At 55.6% G+C, this 21,253-nt stretch carries 14 protein-coding genes and 4 pseudogenes; 9 read left to right on the top strand and 9 right to left on the bottom strand.

Annotated elements, in window-relative coordinates:
* Positions 1-373: 373 nt before the first annotated feature.
* Both E3W21_RS21475 and E3W21_RS21470 read right to left on the bottom strand, forming a co-directional pair.
* Positions 374-2,686: an SIR2 family protein gene (locus E3W21_RS21475; protein WP_134421765.1), complete on the bottom strand. Its 2,313-nt coding sequence runs from the start codon at positions 2,684-2,686 to the stop codon at positions 374-376.
* A 773-nt stretch (positions 2,687-3,459) separates the two neighbouring features.
* Positions 3,460-5,331 carry a hypothetical protein gene (locus tag E3W21_RS21470; protein WP_256661610.1) on the bottom strand — a complete coding sequence of 624 codons (1,872 nt, stop codon included), beginning with the start codon at positions 5,329-5,331 and terminating at the stop codon, positions 3,460-3,462.
* A 180-nt stretch (positions 5,332-5,511) separates the two neighbouring features.
* Between E3W21_RS21470 and E3W21_RS21465 the strand changes: the two are divergent.
* The 4 genes and pseudogenes from E3W21_RS21465 to E3W21_RS21450 form a co-directional block, all read left to right on the top strand.
* Positions 5,512-6,381: pseudogene (locus E3W21_RS21465) on the top strand (site-specific integrase); the annotation flags it as partial.
* 315 nt (positions 6,382-6,696) lie between these two features.
* On the top strand, positions 6,697-7,005 hold the full coding sequence (locus tag E3W21_RS21460; protein ID WP_134421763.1) for a hypothetical protein: 309 nt from the start codon (positions 6,697-6,699) through the stop codon (positions 7,003-7,005).
* A gap of 260 nt (positions 7,006-7,265) precedes the next feature.
* Positions 7,266-7,682 (top strand): hypothetical protein, encoded by a 417-nt coding sequence (locus tag E3W21_RS21455; RefSeq protein ID WP_134421762.1) that lies wholly within the window; start codon positions 7,266-7,268, stop codon positions 7,680-7,682.
* Between the two features lie 248 nt (positions 7,683-7,930).
* Positions 7,931-8,194, top strand: a pseudogene (locus E3W21_RS21450) (EAL domain-containing protein); the annotation flags it as partial.
* Positions 8,195-8,252: 58 nt separating this feature from the next.
* Here E3W21_RS21450 and E3W21_RS21445 read toward each other — a convergent pair.
* Positions 8,253-8,981, bottom strand: a pseudogene (locus E3W21_RS21445) (substrate-binding periplasmic protein); the annotation flags it as partial.
* Between the two features lie 141 nt (positions 8,982-9,122).
* Between E3W21_RS21445 and dnaX the strand changes: the two are divergent.
* The 5 genes and pseudogenes from dnaX to E3W21_RS21420 all read left to right on the top strand — a co-directional run bounded on the left by dnaX (position 9,123) and on the right by E3W21_RS21420 (position 14,706).
* Positions 9,123-11,207 (top strand): DNA polymerase III subunit gamma/tau, encoded by a 2,085-nt coding sequence (gene dnaX, locus E3W21_RS21440; RefSeq protein WP_134421761.1) that lies wholly within the window; start codon positions 9,123-9,125, stop codon positions 11,205-11,207.
* A 67-nt stretch (positions 11,208-11,274) separates the two neighbouring features.
* Complete coding sequence (locus E3W21_RS21435) at positions 11,275-11,613, top strand: YbaB/EbfC family nucleoid-associated protein (RefSeq protein ID WP_008028561.1); 339 nt, start codon at positions 11,275-11,277, stop codon at positions 11,611-11,613.
* Positions 11,614-11,898: 285 nt separating this feature from the next.
* Positions 11,899-12,725, top strand: a pseudogene (locus E3W21_RS21430) (NADP-dependent oxidoreductase).
* A gap of 65 nt (positions 12,726-12,790) precedes the next feature.
* Positions 12,791-13,393: a recombination mediator RecR gene (recR, locus tag E3W21_RS21425; RefSeq protein WP_033055661.1), complete on the top strand. Its 603-nt coding sequence runs from the start codon at positions 12,791-12,793 to the stop codon at positions 13,391-13,393.
* Positions 13,394-13,557: 164 nt separating this feature from the next.
* Entirely contained in the window at positions 13,558-14,706 is a 1,149-nt protein-coding gene (locus E3W21_RS21420; protein ID WP_134421760.1) for an acyl-CoA dehydrogenase family protein, read from the top strand.
* A 141-nt stretch (positions 14,707-14,847) separates the two neighbouring features.
* Here E3W21_RS21420 and E3W21_RS21415 read toward each other — a convergent pair whose 3' ends face one another.
* From E3W21_RS21415 to E3W21_RS21390, 6 genes are all read right to left on the bottom strand, one after another.
* Positions 14,848-15,396 (bottom strand): adenine phosphoribosyltransferase, encoded by a 549-nt coding sequence (locus E3W21_RS21415; RefSeq protein WP_134421759.1) that lies wholly within the window; start codon positions 15,394-15,396, stop codon positions 14,848-14,850.
* A gap of 79 nt (positions 15,397-15,475) precedes the next feature.
* Complete coding sequence (gene fnr, locus E3W21_RS21410) at positions 15,476-16,210, bottom strand: fumarate/nitrate reduction transcriptional regulator Fnr (protein WP_046047868.1); 735 nt, start codon at positions 16,208-16,210, stop codon at positions 15,476-15,478.
* Between the two features lie 129 nt (positions 16,211-16,339).
* Positions 16,340-17,722 carry an oxygen-independent coproporphyrinogen III oxidase gene (gene hemN, locus E3W21_RS21405; RefSeq protein WP_134421844.1) on the bottom strand — a complete coding sequence of 461 codons (1,383 nt, stop codon included), beginning with the start codon at positions 17,720-17,722 and terminating at the stop codon, positions 16,340-16,342.
* Between the two features lie 178 nt (positions 17,723-17,900).
* Positions 17,901-18,584 carry a sulfite exporter TauE/SafE family protein gene (locus tag E3W21_RS21400; protein WP_033055657.1) on the bottom strand — a complete coding sequence of 228 codons (684 nt, stop codon included), beginning with the start codon at positions 18,582-18,584 and terminating at the stop codon, positions 17,901-17,903.
* Complete coding sequence (gene ccoS, locus E3W21_RS21395) at positions 18,577-18,795, bottom strand: cbb3-type cytochrome oxidase assembly protein CcoS (protein WP_129442864.1); 219 nt, start codon at positions 18,793-18,795, stop codon at positions 18,577-18,579. The genes E3W21_RS21400 and ccoS overlap by 8 nt, the downstream gene beginning before the upstream one ends.
* Before the next feature lie 22 nt (positions 18,796-18,817).
* Positions 18,818-21,253, bottom strand: a 2,436-nt coding sequence (locus tag E3W21_RS21390) for a heavy metal translocating P-type ATPase (RefSeq protein ID WP_134421843.1), incomplete at its 5' end; no start/stop codon positions are given.

The raw sequence follows: 21,253 nt of genomic DNA, 5'->3' as shown, positions 1-21,253 counted from the left end.
CTATGTGCCCATTCTGGCCCACCGTGTTCGATAGCGACGAAGTACTTTGATGATCGAATGACAATCGAGTACCCGACATGCTGGCGTTCAACGAGTTAGCAAGGTTGTGGACCTAGGCTGCCGGGATAAGCCGGAATGGAGGCGTCGATAGAGCGTGGAGTAGAGGTCGACAGCACACTGGATGCTTAGCGATCCCGTATTAATTTTTGTACCAATCTTTATGCATTGCTGAATGTAGAGATTAGGCACGGTGGTACCGTTTTATTCGGCTTCAATTTTAGGGTCGGTGCGGACGAATTTAATTTATGATCAGTAGCGGGGATTGTAATCCCCGCTCTGTTAATTTGGCTAAATGGGTTTTTAGCTCTGAAGATTAATGCAGATGCTGCTGAAGCGTTTTGATAGTGCTCTTATTTAAAAGGGTGAATTGATTGCTATGGCTAAATAGTGCGTCAAGGGCCATTCTGATCGAGTGTTTATTCGATTTGTAATTGGCTCTTATTTTGTCAAGGTGTGATTTATTGTTTAGGTAATTCTCAAACGACTCTATAAATAGTGAGAGCATGTCAGGAAAGAGCTCGGAATTCTGAGTGCGTTCGTATTTTTTACACAGAAGCTGCCCTAGTATGAGGGTGGCGCTGTAGTATGTATTTGTCTTTTTGTCGTTATCATCGATGCGGATCTTTCGGCAGCAATGGATTCCATGGTCTAGTTCGTCGCTGCTTTTGCCGGCCATCAATTCACACTTGGCCATTTGAAGCCAGTAATGTGGAATTTTATTGTATTCGCCATGCAGGTTACGATAAATTTCACGAATTAATGTAGCGGCGCCACTTGAGAAAATTTCGTTTAATTTGTCAAATCGAATAAGCGAGTTGGCAGTTTCTTGATGACCGTTTTTCAAGAGAGTTGATACTAGTCCGGCGGTATAGTCGACTACAGCTTTAGCATTTGTTCGAGAAGCATTTTTTAGTATGGTAAACAACCAAGGCTTGGAATTGCAGATAATAATATCTCCGCCGCCGCCAGATAGATGCTCACTCTCAAAAATGATTTCATATTTGGCAGTGAAGTGTGAGGCATCAAATTCTGGGTCGATGCTCGTAAGTTGCCTGGAGGTAGCCTTGTCAAACGCAGCGGTTAGTAAACAAATATTGAAAAGCTCTTCGTTGAGGTGGCGATCAAAGAGCTTAGAGCTTTTGATTTGGCTTTTGTATTCACCATAAATTCTATAGGAGAAATCCAGCAGGCTCTCTCCGAGTTTGTAGTTTGGTAGCCCTAAAGTATTGAGGCGATCAGTGTAATCTGTAGCTTCTTTGGTAGATAGGTTTGGCGCTAATGTAATAGTGTGAAATTTAACATTGCCGCGATCTAGCGAGGGCCGATATTGCTCGAAGTCTGACTTGGAAAAACTGAACACTAGTCTGTTTGTGTGTGACGTTCGGAGCTTTAGTATCTCCTTAAAGTCTTCGTGACCAATGCTGTTTGTGTCAAAAATAAACATCGAATGTTCATTTTTCTCAATGAGCGATTTAAGCTTCGGTGAATACGTCTCACTGGATGGTAAGAAGTAGGTGTTGTATTCAGTGAACTCTCTGAATACTTCAAGTAAAGCGGTTGTTTTTCCTGAGAAGCGACGCCCGACTATGGCAGTGTAGGTGCTGCCGGAGATTTTACTGCGGTTTTTCCCTATAAGTTCGCGTGCGATTGTAATTTCAGGAAGTGAGGCAACTCTTTTGCCAGAGTTGCTGTAGAATATGGGGCCACCCTTCGCAATATATTGGATAATATCGCTTTTGGTTGTGGGTTTGACTTCAATCTCAAGGTTTTGCAATCTTGGCTCTGGCACAACATCTTTTAAGGTTTGATGCAGCCATGTATAAATTTCCTCATAGTTGTCAAATTTTATTATTGTCTTGATGCCGTAGTCTTGTAAGGCCATCTCTGATTCAATATCTATGTCGCCTACCTTTAAGAATATCGATCGCGAAAAAGTGTAATCTTTTGCCAAGTTTTGGAGGTCGACTTCTGCATCGAGACTACAACCGATGAAAAGCATCGAGCCATTTCTTGCAAAATCTCTTAGCATAGAAAGAGTGGATGCATTGCTAGAAATACTTTCCGCGTATTCTTTCCAGGTAAAGATGAGCTTTGTGTCTTCGTAAACTAGGTATTCTGAAATGTCACCGTGGATTTTAAATAGGCACTTTGCAGCGTTGGCACGTTCTACCGAAATTTCGCGATGCGGAAGTACCTTAGTGAGATCGCGTCGGTGGGTTTCAATCGCGTCATCAATGTTGAATGTAAAAATGTGCGGCCAGTCTAGATCAAGTATGTTTATTTTTGTGGTTGGTAATTTAACCTTGGAAAAAACGGCTTCAAAATAGTTCCGTGATATTTTTTGCGGAATAAAATCCGGTCGAGCTATTAGCCCAAAACAGCTTTTTAGGGATGAAATACCGTTGATTTGGAGCTTACGAGAATCGTCTATATCATTTTTTGCTAAGGCAAGCTTTTTAATACCGCTGATCAAGGCTTTAGCATCTGGTACTTTTGATTTAAATGACACGCAATCCTTGGTAAAACCTGATCCGATGAACGGGATCAGTTCAGAACGTCTGTAGTGAGATTGCACTAATTCAATAGCGCGATGATCCGTATTATGGATGATTTCCAGATCGTGCATAATTGTCCTTAAATTATTAGAGTCAAAAGGCTATCATAAAGAAATCAGGGCCTTGATGCGATGCTGTGTAGGCATACAGCCAACACCTTTGTCCGCAAACTGCGAGTCTCTGGCTATGACTGCAGTGGAAATCTGATACGTGTCGTATCAACATCATTTGTCGTTTGAGCGCTCCATCCAGTACGGGCACCCGGTTGACATGCGGGATCGGCTTAGATCAAAGGCCTCGAGTGATGCGCCGTACCAACTTTTGGTTTCTGTTTGGGGGGAGGGGGGCGGTCAGCAAAATCAACACATCCTGCCCGCTAAACTCCATGCAAACTGTCGAGCCACCGTATTTCAATTCTCTGCTTTGAGATTCGGTACCTTGTGCGCTGCCGAATATGCAGTTCAAAATCGCATCGCACTGGCGGGCTACAATGCCAGTTCATCTAGGTTCATCCGAATTCGTCCAACTAGCCTGGAGGGAATCAAGGAGTCTCTTGCGGGCACAGTCCTCATTTAAATGGTTGTCTATGAAAGCTGGTGCCACGCAAGCCTGTAGGCGTCCGTTGGAAGGCGCACTAGAGGCAAAAGAATCTGTTATTTCATGCCTGATAGGCTCATCCTCAAACTACCTTATGGAGACGTGAAAATCTTCAAATCCACATCTAGCTCATCCGCAGTGCTTAACCAATCCTCGATAAGTTGATAAGCCTGAATACTTGCAGGCTGACAACCGAGCGGATTTTCCATACTTTTAATGAAGTGCTTGGCCGAAAATGAGTTACCAGTCACGATCCAGATCTCTTTTTTACATCGCATTGATGTTCTGCGCGTGCAGATGAGGTCCCATACACGTTTGGAGAGAGATTCATCAGCTGGAGCTGGATGGTTAATTCTCCCTTCGTACAATCTATAGCGAGTATCCAGCGGAAAGTCTGCATTCTTCGCGGGCCAAGCCTGGTGCCACGCTGAAAAATTTCCGGGCTTGAATTTTTTTCGCTTGAAACAAGCATGTGGATGTTTTTTATTGCTTGGCTACCGACCTCGGCAATGGCACCTGCTGAGGATTGTGGCCTTAGGGCGTCCCCGCATTTGACATGAACAAAACAAAGTTTCTCTGGTGAAGACAAAATAAAATCGCCCGGTTCAACCCCCATGTCGCTGCAAAACACTAGATCGCAACCTGGGATGAACTTAGCAAAAGGCCCTAGCTCCCCAAGGGGAGTCGCTGGGTCTCCATATCCCTTCAACTTATCGATAAGATGAAAGATCGAGTCAGCATCGAAGTTATCTGTAGTGGTACGGTGATACTTGTGATCGTTGATATGGCCTTTTTCTTTGAGATTTACACCTAGCATTTCAATAAGTGGAAATAGCGAATTACCTGCAAAACTATCCTCAGCGGCAATCCCCTGCTCATAAGGCAATGCCAATTTATAGAACGTCCCACCCAAATACGTTACGCCATCCTCATACAGTATTTTCAGTCGATGACCATGATTTAGATACTCAACTATCCATTCGTGATCACCCTTACCATTAGACGCGCCGAAAAGTTCAACTTCAAAGCAAGAAGAATCATCAGAATATATCAGGGCCAGTTCTACTTGTTCTCCTTGCACATTAAAACTTATTCCGTTGTTGTAATCTACATAAAGAAACTCAGCATGGATTTCGCCATGCCCGATCGGTGTGGGGCCATCGAGCTCTGTAAAATCCAGTAGCACCGAAAGAATTTCTGTATCCGGTTTGTCGGCTATAGGTTGAGCATATGACTTGATAAGGCGTCCAGCGTTGCCCCCCGCCTCGATACACTGGCTGATTACGTCAATCCACTGCGAAATATCATACAGCGTGAAATTTGACTCTTTCTGGTCTACGATCCGCCCGGATCTAGCGCCAATATAGAAGCTACTGTCTCTCTTACCATCCAGTCCTATATTATCGACTTTCACCATCGTTAGAGCGTATCGAGAGTTACTCTGATTACTGCGGCTACCATCAAGGTTTTGCCCTTTTAAAGCCACAGATTCTGGGCGACGGACGGCTTGACCAATAGCTCGGGCGTGAGTTTCTTTTATCTGATTAATCTTTGTCTTGGCTGCCAATGCCGTAAGCTTGTCAATATGAATAGCATTACGAAGACGGTACTTCTCCTGGTTGTAATAACGCCCACCGCCGCTGTCAAATATCGCTACGCCAGACTCTATTTCTTTCACAATTATTACGTGAAGCTTTGGTTCAAAAAAAAGCTTGTTTGAAAAGAATTTTGAACTATTGAACTCCACGTAAACCATGATTTTTAGGTCAAGGACATCTTCGTAGGCTTTGACTAGAGCCCCGGCCCCATGGAGCTCCCAGTACAATCTGTCCATTAATAGGGGCAGGGAAAAGTCCTCAGTCTTCTGAACAAAGCATACTGACGCATGAGGGATTTTAAGATCATCTTCCGGGGCTAGACTGTTTAAGTCTACACGCTCCTTGAATCTCCCATCAAAATAGCTGTATTTAGGAAAACTATCGAGAAAGGATTCAATCAAGTAACTCGTACTGAGCGAGCTTACAAATTCTGATGCCCCTCCGTTGGCAAGATAATTATCGAACTTTTGATAACCTTCCCACATTCCCTCATTCGCACCGTGACTGAGGTCCAGCACCAATGGCTGCGCTTCTCCATAATGCCGAACAATCCGACCGACAGCCTGCACTAGCTCACGGCCACTACCCAATTCGTAAGTCAGTATTAACAGTTTGGCTTCGGGAATATCAATTCCTTCGTCCAGTTTGTGCTGGTGGATGATTACTCTGAGCCTTTCGACCTTGAGCGCTGGGCCAACTCGCCTGTCAAGGCGTTCGACGCACGACAAGCCAGACTACTGAAAGAACGCTTGAGCCGCTGTCCACAATACTTCGGCCTACGCCCTGAATACGAGGGTAAGACTTTGATACAGGTCGTGGAGTCTGGCGCCACTTACAAGACCATCACCGCTGTCACCGTGAACAATCGGTTACGCAAGCTCTCTGCCTTTCTTAACTGGTGCAAGTCGAACGGGCACATCGCGGACAACCCACTCGTGGGAATGAAAGTAATGACGGGATCGGCCAAGGAAGCGCGGTTGTCTTTTGATCGACACGATCTGACGACGCTGCTGGATTTGGCTGCACTCAAAGCAGAAGCCCGAAAACACCCTTGGCGTTACTGGTTGCCGTTCCTCGGGCGAGCCACTGGCGCCCGATTGGAAGAACTCTGCCAATTGCGTGTGGATGATTTCATCGAACAGCAAGGCATCTCGTGCATCCGTATAGATGACAGCCGCGAAGGCCAGAACCTGAAGAACTCCAGCAGCCGACGCATGCTCCCCTTGCACCCCGCACTGATCGAACTGGGGTTGTTGAAGCATGTTGAGTCGGTCAGGAACACCGGAACAGATCGTCTGTTCCCTGAGCTGGAAGCGGTTCGAGGGAAGCTGGGTCACGCACCATCGAAATGGTTCGGTCGGTACAAAACCAAGCAAGGCATCACCGACCCGAGAAAGACATTCCATAGCTTCCGCCACACGCTCATTGATGACCTGCGGGACGCCGGGGTACAGGACTCGCTCATCAAGCGAATCGCGGGACACGAAGACGGTTCGGTGACTTTCAGCATCTACGGTAGTCGCTCTCCGTTGAAGGCGATGGCGGAAGCCATGTCTCAGATCACATTGTAAGTATGGCTGCCGAAAATAAGTCGAACACTTAGGCAATAAGTCGAACACTTAGGCGATAAGTCGAACACTTAGGCAATAACTCGACAACTAAAACCAAGTAAATTACACACCAAAACCAATAAATCGAATCCCAACAGCGATAAATCGCAAAAAACGCCAGTAAATCGCACACTCAAGCCAATAAATCGCACATTAAGCAAAAATAAAAAAATCCAACTAAAAATCACAGCCAAGATGTATTTTCCGATTGACAGACTTGGAGGGCATCGAGATCATTAGGCCGGAAGCGCAAACTAGACCACAATGGATCGAATCATGAAAAAACCAAAATTTGCAGTAATCAATAATGCAACAGGTGAAATCGTCGGCCTCACCAACAACAGCATTGAAACATCTAGCTTGGACTCTTGGGCCTTAGACGAGGCATGCGTTCATTTTTTGGAGGCGTTACAGGCCTATACACCCAAGCATATTTTTACTGTGGATGATATCAAATGGTATTACCACATCCGTGAGACGCGAACCGCATTTGGCTGGGATCTGTTACCTAAAGCGGAGATCATGCTTAACAACAACATGCTGTCATCAAAGCTGAAATTTGATACATATTATCCAGCGGATTAGAAAACGAAAGCATAAGCTTATAACCGCTCAATATATCTCCGGGCAGCGTGGGGATAAGCATATACGTTGGGAACCAACTCTCTAACTCAGCGCATTATCTAACGCCGACCAACCCGATCGAGGGATTGCTTACGTAGGCAAGCACCCACTCTAATAAGTCAGTAACTCATTGCAACATCAATCAGCATGCAACGATAACTATTCTTAGTGATATCGGCGCACCAACTCATCCAAAAACTTTAATGGGTATTTCACAGAATATGAATATTACAAAGCCGCACGAGAACATTAACCGCACTGATTGTGATCCGGAAAAACTAGCAGCAATTCTTAAAGCGTTCCACTCCCCCTACTGCGCAATCGCTGCGGAGGATAATTTTCACGCATCCCCGTATATGTACTTCCTAATGACGAGCGAAATGGAAATCATAGGGTTCACCTATGACCCTTCTATTCTTGAGGGACAGCACTGCGTAGCTGCGAGCGAAGCCGAATGTGATTTCATTGTGCAATTCCAGATCAACTGGCCGGATTCCAACCCACACTACTGGCAGCTTGAGACTTATCGGGCATACCACAAAGCTCGACAAGCCATTTTTGAGATAAAGCAAAGTCACCCGAAGAAAAAGCGTCGCGAGCATATAGCCAAGATTGAACGACTGAGAAACTTGACCTAACATTTCCAATGTCGCCGCCCGAAACAAGAGCAAGCACTCATCTATCTAGTCTTGGCGGGCTATTAAATCAATCAAAAAAATACACTCTAAGACTAAGTAGAGACTATGTGCGCACATACTTAATAAACCGTCTAAAACCCCCCTTAACAACAATTATTAACCCCTCTCACTTCAAGCACAACCATGAAGCTATCACCTCCCCCCGCTCCAGCCCTGCAACATCAATTCGGTAACCGAGTCCGGGAGCCAAATCGTTCGTGCGCGACATCCTTAATGATCGGGATGATCTGGCCCTGACCATGGCCGTCATTGGCCTGGCCCGGGCCTTTGGCCGGCAGGTGATCGCCGAAGGGCTGGAAAGTATCGAGCACGGTGAATTGCTGCTGCGCCTGGGCTGCGAAGTTGCTCAAGGCTATTTCATTGCCCGGCCGATGCCGCCCGCAGAAGTGCCGGGCTGGGTCGAGGGTTTTGTAGCGCCGCCGCAATGGCAGGCGCTGGATAAGACGGCCTGACCTCGTTTGTCAGGCCAATGAAGATCAAATGTGGGAGCGGGCTTGCTCCGGGCTCGCCACCAATGTAGAGCCGGATAATGTCGTCGATTTCCCCGGACATTTTCATCCGCACCAAGGTGCGCAAAATGCGCTGCACGGGCACCTTGGGATCGTTGCGCACATAACAACCGACACTCTGCTCCTGCAAAACCGCCACGCCTTGCAGTTGCCGGCCAGGCAGCAGGCGCTGATTGAACCAGTCCAGCGTCCATTGATTGCTCACGGAGTAGTGATAGCGTCCGGCCAGGAGTTTTTCCAGCACCTGTTCCTGGTTACGCGCGACTTCGCGATGCAGTCGGTCGGCGTCGAACAGCGGTTGCAGGGTCGGGTAGGTGTAGCCGAGTACCGTGCCGATGGATTGTCGCGACAAGTCCGCGGGCGTCACTGAGGTCAGCGGATCTGGCCGGCTGATCAGCATGTCGCGCTGAAACCAAAGTGGAATGCTCCAGATGTAGTCCCCGGACTGATTCGGCTGCCAGGACAGCGCCGCATAGCAGCGGATATCGACTTCGCCGTGCTCCATGGCGTTTTGCACTCGCGTGCGAGGCAGCACGTGAAATTCGGCCGGCACGCCGACCTGGGTCGCGAGGCTGACCATCACGTCGTGCAGGATGCCTTGGGTGGGGTGGCCGCGGTCCAGTTGCACCATTGGCATCGCCCAACTGTCGGGCACCACGAAGCGCAGCGGCAGCTCGGCGCCAGCGACATTCAGGCTGATCAACAGCAGTGCCCCCAAGGCCAGCCGCATAAACGCTCCGGTGCTGATAAAACCCGAGCCAAAGCCCCCCGAAAGACCATCTTAGCCAGATTAGACGAGCGCACCGGATGCAATTTTGGCCTTGCTCCGCTAGCATTAGCCGCTTCTGTTCCTTCGTTGCGACGGTTTTCGATGAGTTATCAGGTTCTTGCACGTAAATGGCGTCCGCGCTCGTTCCGCGAAATGGTCGGCCAGACCCATGTGCTCAAGGCTCTGATCAATGCCTTGGACAGCCAGCGGCTGCACCACGCCTATCTGTTTACCGGTACCCGCGGGGTCGGCAAGACCACCATCGCGCGGATCATCGCCAAATGCCTGAACTGTGAAACAGGTATCACTTCAACGCCTTGCGGCGAGTGCTCGGTGTGCCGCGAGATCGATGAAGGCCGCTTCGTCGACCTGATCGAGATCGACGCCGCGAGCCGGACCAAGGTCGAAGACACCCGCGAACTGCTCGACAACGTTCAGTACGCACCGAGCCGTGGGCGCTTCAAGGTCTACCTGATCGACGAAGTGCACATGCTCTCCAGCCATTCCTTCAATGCGCTGTTGAAAACCCTTGAAGAGCCGCCGCCCTACGTCAAGTTCATCCTGGCGACGACCGATCCGCAGAAACTTCCTGCAACCATTCTTTCTCGGTGCCTGCAGTTCTCTCTGAAGAACATGACGCCGGAGCGTGTGGTCGAGCATTTGACCCACGTGCTGGGTGTCGAGAACGTGCCGTTCGAAGACGACGCGCTGTGGCTGCTGGGGCGTGCTGCCGACGGTTCGATGCGCGACGCCATGAGCCTGACCGACCAGGCGATTGCCTTCGGTGAAGGCAAAGTCATGGCCGCCGACGTACGGGCGATGCTCGGCACGCTCGATCACGGTCAGGTCTACGACGTTCTGCATGCGCTGATCGAAGGCGACGCCAAGGCTTTGCTCGAAGCCGTTAGTCATCTGGCTGAACAAGGCCCGGACTGGAACGGCGTGCTCTCGGAAATTCTCAACGTGCTGCACCGTGTCGCCATCGCCCAGGCCCTGCCTGAAGGCGTCGACAACGGTCATGGCGACCGTGACCGAGTGCTGGCACTGGCTCAGGCTCTGCCAGCCGAAGACGTACAGTTTTATTACCAGATGGGCCTGATCGGCCGCCGCGACTTGCCGCTGGCGCCAGACCCGCGCGGTGGCTTCGAAATGGTCCTGCTGCGGATGCTCGCATTCCGACCGGCAGACACCACGGACGCTCCGAGGCAACCGCTAAAGCCAGTGGGGATCAGCCAAGCCACAGTTGATTCCGCAAATTCAGTGGCTGCCGCGCCCGTTGTTGCGCCGGTAGTCGCTGCGGCAGTTGCACCCGTCGCGCCTGCGCCGGTTGCGGTGGTGGTTGCTCCTGTGCAAGCGCCCGAGCCTGAGCCGGTTGCGCCCGTCGTTGCGCCAGAGCCTGTCGTTGAGGCAGTACCGGTCGAAGCCGTCGTCGATCTGCCCTGGAACGAGCCGATCGAACCCGAAGTCGTTCAGCAACCCGCCGTCGAGCCGGTGCTGGAAACTGCCAGCGAACAACCCGAATTGGCGCCGATGCCGTTGCCGACCCCCGACAGCGTGGTGCCGGACGCACCCGAGTGGGCCGCTGCGCCGATGCCGGAGCCGTCGGTGGCCGAAGTCGATGCCGCGACGCCGGGCATGGACCTGGACGATGAGCCGCCGCTGGACGAGGACTACATCGAGCCGGACATGGAATCGGCCTACAGCTACCTCGATGAACTGGCCAGCGAACACACCGCCGAGCCAGCGCCGGAAGCTGAACCTGAGCCGGCCGCCATGCCGGCCACCGGTCTGGCGTTGCAATGGCTGGAGTTGTTCCCGAAACTGCCGATCTCCGGCATGACCGGCAGCATTGCCGCCAACTGCACGCTGATCGCCGTCGAGGGTGACCACTGGCTGATGCACCTGGACCCGGCCCACAGCGCGCTGTTCAACGCGACTCAACAGCGTCGCTTGAACGATGCGTTGAACCAGTTTCACGGGCGTACGCTGACCCTGAGCATGGAACTGATCAAGCCCGAGCAGGAAACCCCGGCCCAGGCCGCGTCCCGGCGCCGTGCGAACCGTCAGCGCGAGGCCGAAGAGTCGATCCACGGTGATCCGTTCATACAGCAAATGATGCAGCAGTTCGGTGCGGTGGTCCGTAACGATACTATTGAACCTGTCGAGACCCTGGTCACTCAGGGCTAATAACTGAAGGTGTTCGGCCGAAAGGGCCGGACGCTGTATTTATCCAAGTACTTTTGAGGTGATTCCCATGATGAAAGGTGGCATGGCCGGCCTGATGAAGCAGGCACAGCAGATGCAGGAAAAAATGGCCAAGATGCAGGAAGAACTGGCCAACGCCGAAGTCACCGGTAAAGCCGGTGGCGATATGGTCACCGTGGTGATGACCGGTCGTCACGACGTCAAGCGCGTGACCATCGATCCAAGCCTGGTCGAAGGCTTGAGCGAAGACGACAAAGAGATGCTGGAGGCTGTGTTCGCCGCCGCCGTCAACGATGCCGTGCGCAAGATCGAAGCCAACAGCCAGGACAAAATGTCCGGCATGACCGCTGGCATGCAACTGCCACCGGGTATGAAACTGCCATTCTGATTCGCCAAAGCGCGTCGGATGGGCTACAAAAAAATGCCAGGCATCGCGCCTGGCATTTTTGTTTCTGGCTGATGGATGTAGCGTCTGTGCGATCGCCATCGTCGGAACGCCGCCCGGAGCAAGCTCGCTCCCACATTTGATTTGTGTACGCCGCAGATCCCTTGTGGGAGCGAGCTTGCTCGCGATGAAGTCCACTCGCTCCGGAGACGAAACATCGAACGCGAAACCGCCACAAATGTCTGCTCCCTATACCGCCGAATTCATCGATCAAAAGGAGAAGCTCACATGCCACAAGCATTGACCCTCAAACAACGTATCGTCCTGGCGTCCCGCCCGGTAGGCGCGCCGACGCCGGAGAATTTCCGCCTGGAGCGCGTTGCGCTGCCGGACCTGGCCGACGGTCAGGTGCTGCTCAAGACCCTTTACCTGTCACTCGATCCCTATATGCGCGGACGCATGAGCGACGCGCCGTCCTACGCCGCACCGGTTGAAATCGGCGAGGTGATGACCGGTGGCGCTGTCAGTCGGGTCGAGCGCTCGCTGAATCCGAAATTCCAAGAAGGTGATCTGGTGGTCGGTTCTACCGGTTGGCAGAGCCACAGCCTCAGCGACGGTCGCGACATCATTCCGGTGCCGTCCGGGCTGCCGAGCCCGTCAATGGCGCTGGGCGTGTTGGGTATGCCCGGCATGACCGCGTATATGGGCCTGATGGACATCGGCCAGCCCAAGGCCGGCGAAACCCTGGTGGTTGCGGCCGCATCCGGCGCCGTGGGTTCGGTGGTCGGTCAGATCGCGAAGATCAAGGGCTTGCGCGTGGTCGGCGTGGCCGGTGGCGCGGACAAGTGCCGTTATGTGGTCGAGGAGGCACACCCCCATTAAAAATCTATGGACAGACAGCCTTTGTCCAATGAATCCAGGGCTTCATCGTGTTCGACGACTACGGCGATCGTCAGCCGGAATTCGTCAGCGCCATGGCGCCGTGGGTGCGCGACGGCAAGGTGAAGTTCCGCGAAGACGTGGTCGACGGCCTGGAGCAGGCACCTGAAGCGTTCATCGGTCTGCTGGAAGGACGCAACTTCGGCAAACTGGTTGTGCGGGTCGCCCAGGACTGAGTAATTGACGCTAAACAGAGGCGCGGGTATAAACCGCGTCTCGTTGTTTTGTCGGACTTTTCCCCATGAGCTTCAGCCCTTTGATTCGCCAACTGATCGACGCCCTGCGAATTTTGCCAGGTGTGGGTCAGAAAACCGCCCAGCGCATGGCGTTGCAGTTGCTCGAACGTGATCGCAGCGGCGGCTCGCGATTGGCCCTGGCGCTGAGCCAGGCCATGGAAGGGGTGGGCCATTGCCGGTTGTGCCGCACGCTGACCGAAGATGACCTCTGCCCGCAATGCGCCGATACCCGTCGCGACGACACCTTGCTCTGCGTGGTGGAAGGGCCGATGGACGTCTACGCGGTGGAGCAGACCGGTTTCCGTGGTCGCTACTTCGTGCTCAAGGGGCATCTGTCGCCACTCGATGGGCTAGGGCCGGAAGCCATCGGCATTCCGCAACTGCTGGCGCGGATCGAAGAGGCGGGCACGTTCACTGAAGTTATTCTGGCGACCAACCCGACCGTGGAAGGTGAGGCGACGGCGCATTACATTGCTCAGTTGCTCAGCAACAAAGGCCTGATCGCCTCGCGCATCGCCCACGGCGTGCCATTGGGTGGCGAGCTGGAATTGGTGGATGGCGGGACGTTGGCGCATTCGTTTGCCGGGCGTAAGCCTATTGCTCTGTAATTGTTAAAAGCAAAAGATCGCAGCCTGCGGCAGCTCCTACAGGTGTACGCATGCCAATGTAGGAGCTGCCGAAGGCTGCGATCTTTTGATCTTCGAACACTCCTTTACTTGAAAACCAAGCAAGCGCTCGGTTAACTTCGCTGAACCTTCAGTGGAGTTCGCCGATGCCTGCCTTTCAGGAATACTTCGACCCCAGCCACCTATTGGTCCGCGACAGCGTCAAACATTTCGTCGAGCGCGAGATCTTGCCGGACATCGACCAGTGGGAAGAAGCCGAAAGCTTTCCCCGCGAGCTCTACCTCAAGGCCGGCGCGGCGGGGATTCTGGGGATCGGTTATCCCGAAGCCTTGGGTGGCAGTCACGAAGGTGATCTGTTCGCCAAGGTCGCCGCCAGCGAAGAGTTGATGCGCTGTGGCTCCGGCGGTCTGGTGGCGGGGCTCGGCTCGTTGGACATCGGCCTGCCGCCGATCCTCAAGTGGGCCAGGCCTGAAGTTCGCGATCGCGTTGTGCCGCAGGTGCTCGCCGGCGACAAGATCAGCGCCCTGGCCGTGACCGAGCCCAGTGGTGGATCCGACGTCGCCAACCTGCAAACCCGCGCCGTGCGCGACGGCGAGTGCTACCGGGTCAGCGGCAGCAAAACCTTTATCACCAGTGGCGTCCGCGCGGATTTCTACACCGTCGCGGTGCGCACCGGTGCGCCGGGTTTTGGTGGCATCAGCCTGCTATTGATCGAGAAGGGCACGCCCGGTTTCACCGTAGGCCGTCAGTTGAAGAAAATGGGTTGGTGGGCGTCGGACACCGCCGAATTGTTCTTCGACGATTGCCGGGTGCCGGTAGGAAATCTGATTGGCGCCGAAAACATGGGCTTCGCCTGCATCATGGGTAACTTCCAGAGCGAGCGCCTGGCGCTGGCGCTAATGGCCAACATGACCGCGCAACTGGCGCTGGAAGAGAGCCTTAAATGGGCTCGCCAGCGTGAAGCATTCGGTAAACCCATCGGCAAGTTTCAGGTGCTCAAGCATCGCCTTGCCGAAATGGCGACGGCGCTGGAGGTGTCACGGGAATTCACCTACCGCCAGGCAGCGAAAATGGCGGCGGGGCAGAGTGTGATCAAGGAGATTTCCATGGCCAAGAATTTTGCGACTGACACGGCTGATCGGATTACTACGGATGCTGTGCAGATTTTGGGTGGCCTCGGTTATATGCGCGAGAGCCTGGTGGAGCGGCTGTATCGGGATAACCGGATCTTGTCGATCGGCGGCGGTACGCGGGAAGTGATGAACGAGATCATCAGCAAGCAGATGGGGCTTTAACAGACATTGAGATAGGTGGTGCTGCCATTCGCGAGCAAGCCCGCTCCCACATTGAATCTCCTGCGTACACAAATCTTGTGTCCTGTAGAGATCAAATGTGGGAGCGGGCTTGCTCGCGATAGCGCCCGTACAGACGCCGCCTTACTGCTCGCTCAACGCAAATTGCGTCAGGCAAAACGTCGGAATCCCCATATCTTCCAGCCGCTGCGATCCGCCCAACTCCGGCAAATCAATGATCGCCGCCGCTTCATGAACCCGCGCGCCCATGCGTCGAACCAGGTTCGCCGCCGCAATCAGCGTCCCGCCCGTGGCGATCAGGTCATCGAACATCACCACCGAATCGCCCTCGCACAGGCTGTCGGCGTGGACTTCGAGGAAGGCTTCGCCGTATTCGGTCGCATAACCCTCGGCCAGCACGTCGGCCGGCAGTTTGCCTTGCTTGCGGAACAGCACCAGCGGCTTGTTCAGCTGATAGGCCAGGACCGAACCGATCAGAAAGCCACGCGCGTCCATCGCACCGATGTGGGTGAAGTCGGCCTCGACATAACGGTGTGCGAAGCTGTCCATCACCAGGCGCAGGGCCGTGGGCGACTGGAACAATGGGGTAATGTCGCGAAAGATCACGCCCGGCTTGGGAAAGTCGATCACAGGGCGGATGAGGGATTTGATGTCGAAGGAGTCGAAGGCCATAGTCGAAGAATCCTGGCAGGCTGCAAACGACGCAGTATAACGGCGGCTGAACCGTTTCGCTCAGCCGCAATCGCCGAAATCAGCCGTCTAGCGAGCCGCCGGCCAGGGCGCAGAGCTGGATCGGGTCGAGGATATGGATTTCCTTGCCTTCAGCCGCAATCAGTTCGTTTTGCTGGAAGCGCGTGAAAACCCGGGACACGGTTTCCACCGCCAGGCCTAAGTAATTGCCGATTTCGTTGCGCGACATGCTCAGGCGGAACTGGTTGGCCGAGAAACCCCGGGCGCGGAAACGGGCCGACAGGTTGACCAGGAACGTGGCGATGCGCTCGTCGGCGGTTTTCTTCGACAGCAGCAACATCATTTGCTGATCGTCGCGAATCTCGCGGCTCATCACGCGCATCAACTGACGGCGCAGTTGCGGCAGTTGCAGCGCAAGTTCGTCGAGGCGTTCGAAAGGGATTTCACACACCGATGTGGTTTCCATGGCTTGCGCCGAGACCGGGTGTTTTTCGGTGTCCATGCCTGACAGGCCGACCAGTTCACTCGGCAGGTGGAAACCGGTGAGTTGTTCTTCGCCGCCATCGCTCAGGCTGAAGGTCTTCAGGGCGCCCGAGCGTACTGCATAAACGGAATCGAAGGTGTCGCCCTGGCGGAACAGGAATTCGCCCTTTTTCAGCGGGCGGCCACGTTTAACTATTTCGTCCAGCGCATCCATGTCTTCCAGATTCAAAGAAAGTGGCAAGCAGAGGGGGGCCAGGCTGCAATCCTTGCAATGGGCCTGGCTATGAGCGCGCAGCTTTACTGGCTCGGACATTTCTTCAATCCTTGTGGGAAAACACACATAAGCCGTAAGGGTAACTCACGGGAGGACATTCAGGCACGCGGCGATTTTGTCGCAGGGTCGTAAAGTCAGCGTTTCGTAGAGCGGCCAGTGAGGTGATGGCTAGATAACCCGCGAGAACCGCTGGCGATTGTGCTGTTCCAGGTACGCGTCGAACACCATGCACACCGAGCGCACCAGCAATCGTCCGGCGGGCAATACGGTGATCCGTTCGTTATCCAGTTCTATCAGGCCGTCGTCGGCCATTCCCTGCAACTGTGGCCAGAGTTCGCCGAAGTAACCCTGAAAGTCGATGTTGAAGGCGTGTTCGATCGCGGCGAACTCCAGGCTGAAAGTGCAGATCAGTTGCTGGATGACCGCACGTCGCAGGCGGTCATCGGCGTTGCACAGCAGACCACGGCTGGTGGCCAGCTGCGCGCTGGCCAGCGTGTTCTGGTACTGATTCAGGTCGCTGCTGTTCTGGCAATACAAGTCGCCGATCTGGCTGATGGCCGACACGCCCAGGCCAATCAGGTCGCAGTGACCGTGGGTGGTGTAGCCCTGGAAGTTGCGTTGCAGGGTTGATTCTTCCTGAGCAATCGCCAGTTCATCGTCGGGCAGCGCGAAGTGGTCCATGCCGATGTAGCGGTAACCGGCCTTGGTCAGCTGCTCGATGGTGCCCTGGAGTATTTCCAGTTTTTGCGCCGGTGTCGGCAGTTCGTCGCTGTTGATTCGCCGTTGCGGCATGAAGCGTTCCGGCAGGTGCGCGTAGTTGAACACTGAGAGGCGGTCCGGTTGCAGGTTGATCACTTCATCGACGGTGCGGGCGAAATTCTCGGGTGTCTGCCTCGGCAAGCCATAGATCAGGTCGATGTTGATCGAGCGAAACTGCAGCGTGCGAGCGGCGTCGATCACCGCACGGGTTTGTTCCAGGCTTTGCAGGCGATTGACTGCCCGTTGCACCGCCGGGTCGAGGTCTTGCAGGCCGATACTGACCCGATTGAAACCCAGTTCACGGAGCAGGCCCATGGTCGACCAGTCGGCTTCGCGAGGGTCGATTTCGATGCCGTAGTCGCCGGAATCGTCGTCCAGCAAGTTGAAGCTTTTACGCAACTGGGCCATCAACTGGCGCAGTTCATCGTGGCTGAGAAAGGTCGGGGTACCGCCGCCGAAATGCAGCTGTTCGACTTTCTGCGCCGGGTCGAGGTGGCAGGCGATCAGCTGGATTTCCTGCTCAAGGCGCTGCAAATAGGGCTGGGCCCGGCCGCGGTCCTTGGTGATGACTTTATTGCAGGCGCAGTAGTAGCAAATGTTCGCGCAGAACGGCACGTGCACATACAGCGATAACGGGCGCAGGGCTTTACGGCTGTCGCGCAGGGCGTGGAACAGGTCGAACGTGCCGACCTGACCGTCGAATTGCGCCGCGGTCGGGTAGGAGGTGTAGCGCGGTCCCGCCAGGTCGTAACGGCGGATCAGATCGGTGTCCCAACGAATGGCGTCGAGCATCATGCGGGCAATCCCCCGGATAGGCTGGCAGTGTCAGCGAGTCTAGGGGGTGGCGCGGAGGGGCATCTTGATTTGCATCAACGGGCTTCAAGATCAAAAGATCGCAGCCTTCGGCAGCTACAGGTGGACGCGATCCCATGTAGGAGCTGCCGAAGGCTGCGATCTTTTGACTTTGTTTCTAGTGGCCCATGAGCCAATGCTGATGCGGCCCCGGCAAGGTCCAGATGCCGAACAGGATCACCAGTAATCCGCCCGTCATCCGCACGCTACGTTTGCGCAACAACGCCGTGACCCGCTCAGCCGCCAACCCCGTGGCGAGTAACACCGGCCAGGTGCCGAGCCCGAACGCGAGCATCAAAAGCGCACTGTCCAGCGCATTGCCCTGGCTCGCCGACCACAGCAACGTGCTGTAAACCAACCCGCACGGCAGCCAGCCCCAGAGCGCCCCCAGCAGTAACGCGCGCGGGACGCTCGACACCGGCAACAGTTTGTTGGCAACCGGCTGGATGTGCCGCCACAGGCCGCGACCGAGGCTTTCGATGCGGGTCAGGCCGCTCCACCAGCCAGCGAGGTACAGGCCCATGGCGACCAACAGCAATCCGGCAATGACGCGCATGAACATCGCCGCCGGGCTGTTGGCCACCGCCCAACCGGCCAGACCGATCAGCAGGCCGGCCGTTGCATAGCTGAGAATTCGCCCAAGGTTGTAGGCCAGCAGCAGTCGAAAACGACGGCTGCGTTGTTCCTTGGGAATCGCCAGGGTCAACGCGCCCATCAAGCCGCCGCACATGCCCAGGCAATGCCCGCCACCGAGCAGGCCGAGGATCACCGCAGACACCAGCAGCGGCGCCAACTCAAGCATGGGGTGGCGTCTTGTCGTCCGGTTTGGCCGGATGACCGCTGGCTTCATCGACCGCGGCCTTGTGGTTCGGGTCCTGATCGTCGAACAGGATGCTGTGGGCCGGGCCGTCGAGGTCGTCGTACTGACCGCTGTCGACTGCCCAGAAGAAGATGTAAATGGCGATGGCCACGATCAGCAGCGCGGCCGGGATCATCACGTAGAGAGCTGGCATCTGGACTCCATGCCCGCGCGGCTCAGGCCGGCAGCGGACGGGTTTCTGGCGTGGCGCTGATCGCAGGCGTATTGGGCATGCGAGTCAGGCGCAGGGCGTTCAGCACCACGGTCAACGAACTGATGGACATGCCGACCGCGGCCCATACCGGAGTGATCCAGCCGAGGGCGGCGAACGGCAACATGAGGCCATTGTACAGCCCGGCCCACAGCAGGTTCTCGATGATTACCCGTCGGGTGCGTCGCGCCAGGCTAAAGGCTTGGACCAATGCATCGAGGCGGTTCGACAGCAGTACCGCGTCGGCACTGGTTTTTGCCAGATCGGTGGCCGAACCCATGGCCACGCTGATGTCGGCGGCGGCCAGCACGGGCACGTCGTTGACCCCGTCACCGAGCATCAACACCTTGCGGCCTTCCTTGTGCAGCTGTTGCAGGACTTGCAATTTATCGTCCGGACGCAAGCCGCCACGGGCTTCATCGATGCCCAGTTCCGCGGCGACACTGGCGACCATCGGCGAACTGTCGCCGGACAGCAGCAGCGTGCGCCAACCGCGAGACTTGCAGGCGGCGAGGAGGGCAGGTGCATCGGCACGCAGGCGATCGTCGAGAACAAACCATGCCAACGGTCCCTGGCTGTCGCCGAGCAACAGCCATTGGCCGGCTTCGTCCGGCATTAACGGCACGACAGCGTCACTGAGTTCACAGACAAAACCCGGTTGGCCAATGCGCAGGCGTTGCTCACCGACCAAGCCTTCGAGGCCAAGCCCCGGCGTGCTGTGGACTTCTTCGGCGGCCAGCGGCGCCCGGCCAAACGCGCGGGCGATTGGGTGTTCAGAGCGGTTTTCCAGGGCGGCGGCCAGGCTCAGGCATTGATCGCTGTTGAGCGCGCCGAGCGGGCGAATCGATCGCAAGGCCAGGCGACCTTCCGTCAGCGTGCCGGTCTTGTCGAAAATCACCGTGTCGATCTGGTTCAGACCTTCCAGCACATGGCCGCGAGTCAGCAGCAAACCCAGTTTGTGCAATGTTCCGGTGGCGGCGGTGAGGGCGGTCGGCGTGGCCAGGGACAAGGCGCACGGGCATGTCGCAACGAGCATCGCCAAAACAATCCAGAAGGCTCGCGACGAATCCAGTTCCCACCAGATCAAGCCGATGACGGCAGCGGCAATCAGCGAAAGCAGCAGGAACCACTGCGCGGCGCGGTCGGCAATTTCCGCCAGTCGCGGCTTCTCGGCCTGAGCGCGGTCCAGCAGGCGGACGATGGCGGACAATCGGGTGTCTTGACCCAGCGCCAGGACTTCCACGGTCAGCGCACCTTCGACGTTCAGGGTGCCAGCGGTGACGGCATCGCCCGGCGTGCGCGGTTGCGGTAGGTATTCGCCGGTGAGCAGGGATTCGTCGATGCTCGACTGGCCTTCGAGGATCTTGCCGTCGGCCGGGAGGATCGCGCCGGGGTGCACCAGCACCTGATCGCCGACGCGCAGTTCGCTGAGCAGGATCCGCTCGCTCTGGCCGTCGGCACTCAGGCGCAGGCACGAGGCGGGCAGCAGGTTTACAAGCTGTGCGGTGGCAGCGGCGGTGCGTTCCCGGGCGCGACGTTCCAGATAACGCCCGGCCAGCAGGAACAGCGCGAACATGCCGACCGCATCGAAATACAGTTCACCGACGCCGGTGATCGAGGTCCAGATCCCGGCGATGTAGGCGCTGCCAATTGCCAGCGACACCGAAACATCCATGGTCAGGTGGCGGGTGCGCAAGTCGCGCATGGCGCCTTTGAAGAATGGCGCGCAGCTATAGAAGACGATCGGTGTGGTGAGGAACAGCGCGACCCAACGCAGGATGGTGTGCAGCTCGGGACTGAGGTCGATGTTGAATTCCGGCCAGGTGGCCATGGTCGCCATCATCGCCTGGAACCACAGCAATCCGGCCACGCCGAGTTGGCGCAGGGCCAGGCGGTTTTCGCTGGCCAGTTGTTCGCTGGCGCGGTCGGCTTGATAGGGGTGGGCGGCGTAACCGATGTGGCGCAATTCGTTGAGTACCTGGCTCAGCGGCAGTTGTGCATCGGCCCAGCGTACGTGCAGGCGATGGTTGGACAGGTTCAGGCGCGCTTCGGCCACCGCCGGCAAGCCACGCAGGTGTTTCTCGATCAGCCAGCCGCAGGCGGCGCAACTGATGCCTTCCATCAACAGGGTGGTTTCGGCGAGTTCGCCGTCGTGACGAACGAAGGGGGCTTGCACGTCGGCGCGGTCGTACAGCGCCAGTTCGTCCACCAACTGCACCGGCAGCGCTTCGGGGTTGGCCGATGACTCGCTGCGATGCTGGTAATAGGTTTCCAGTCCACCGGCCACAATGGCTTCGGCCACGGCCTGACAACCCGGGCAGCAGAACTCGCGGGTTTCACCGAGGACGGCAGCGGTGAAGCGGCTGCCGGCCGGGACGGGCAGGGCGCAGTGGTAGCAGGG

Origin of the sequence: Pseudomonas sp. F01002, from assembly GCF_004402115.1 — a bacterium.
Classification (GTDB): domain Bacteria; phylum Pseudomonadota; class Gammaproteobacteria; order Pseudomonadales; family Pseudomonadaceae; genus Aquipseudomonas; species Aquipseudomonas frigoris.
This window is presented reverse-complemented; position numbering and strand designations above follow the sequence as displayed.

Coding starts and splice junctions, on each gene's coding strand:
- E3W21_RS21475 (WP_134421765.1), bottom strand. CDS start 2,686: ATGCACGATCTGGAAATCATCCATAATACGGATCATCGCGCTATTGAA.
- E3W21_RS21460 (WP_134421763.1), top strand. CDS start 6,697: ATGAAAAAACCAAAATTTGCAGTAATCAATAATGCAACAGGTGAAATC.
- E3W21_RS21455 (WP_134421762.1), top strand. CDS start 7,266: ATGAATATTACAAAGCCGCACGAGAACATTAACCGCACTGATTGTGAT.
- dnaX (WP_134421761.1), top strand. CDS start 9,123: ATGAGTTATCAGGTTCTTGCACGTAAATGGCGTCCGCGCTCGTTCCGC.
- E3W21_RS21435 (WP_008028561.1), top strand. CDS start 11,275: ATGATGAAAGGTGGCATGGCCGGCCTGATGAAGCAGGCACAGCAGATG.
- recR (WP_033055661.1), top strand. CDS start 12,791: ATGAGCTTCAGCCCTTTGATTCGCCAACTGATCGACGCCCTGCGAATT.
- E3W21_RS21420 (WP_134421760.1), top strand. CDS start 13,558: ATGCCTGCCTTTCAGGAATACTTCGACCCCAGCCACCTATTGGTCCGC.
- E3W21_RS21415 (WP_134421759.1), bottom strand. CDS start 15,396: ATGGCCTTCGACTCCTTCGACATCAAATCCCTCATCCGCCCTGTGATC.
- fnr (WP_046047868.1), bottom strand. CDS start 16,210: ATGTCCGAGCCAGTAAAGCTGCGCGCTCATAGCCAGGCCCATTGCAAG.
- hemN (WP_134421844.1), bottom strand. CDS start 17,722: ATGCTCGACGCCATTCGTTGGGACACCGATCTGATCCGCCGTTACGAC.
- E3W21_RS21400 (WP_033055657.1), bottom strand. CDS start 18,584: ATGCTTGAGTTGGCGCCGCTGCTGGTGTCTGCGGTGATCCTCGGCCTG.
- ccoS (WP_129442864.1), bottom strand. CDS start 18,795: ATGCCAGCTCTCTACGTGATGATCCCGGCCGCGCTGCTGATCGTGGCC.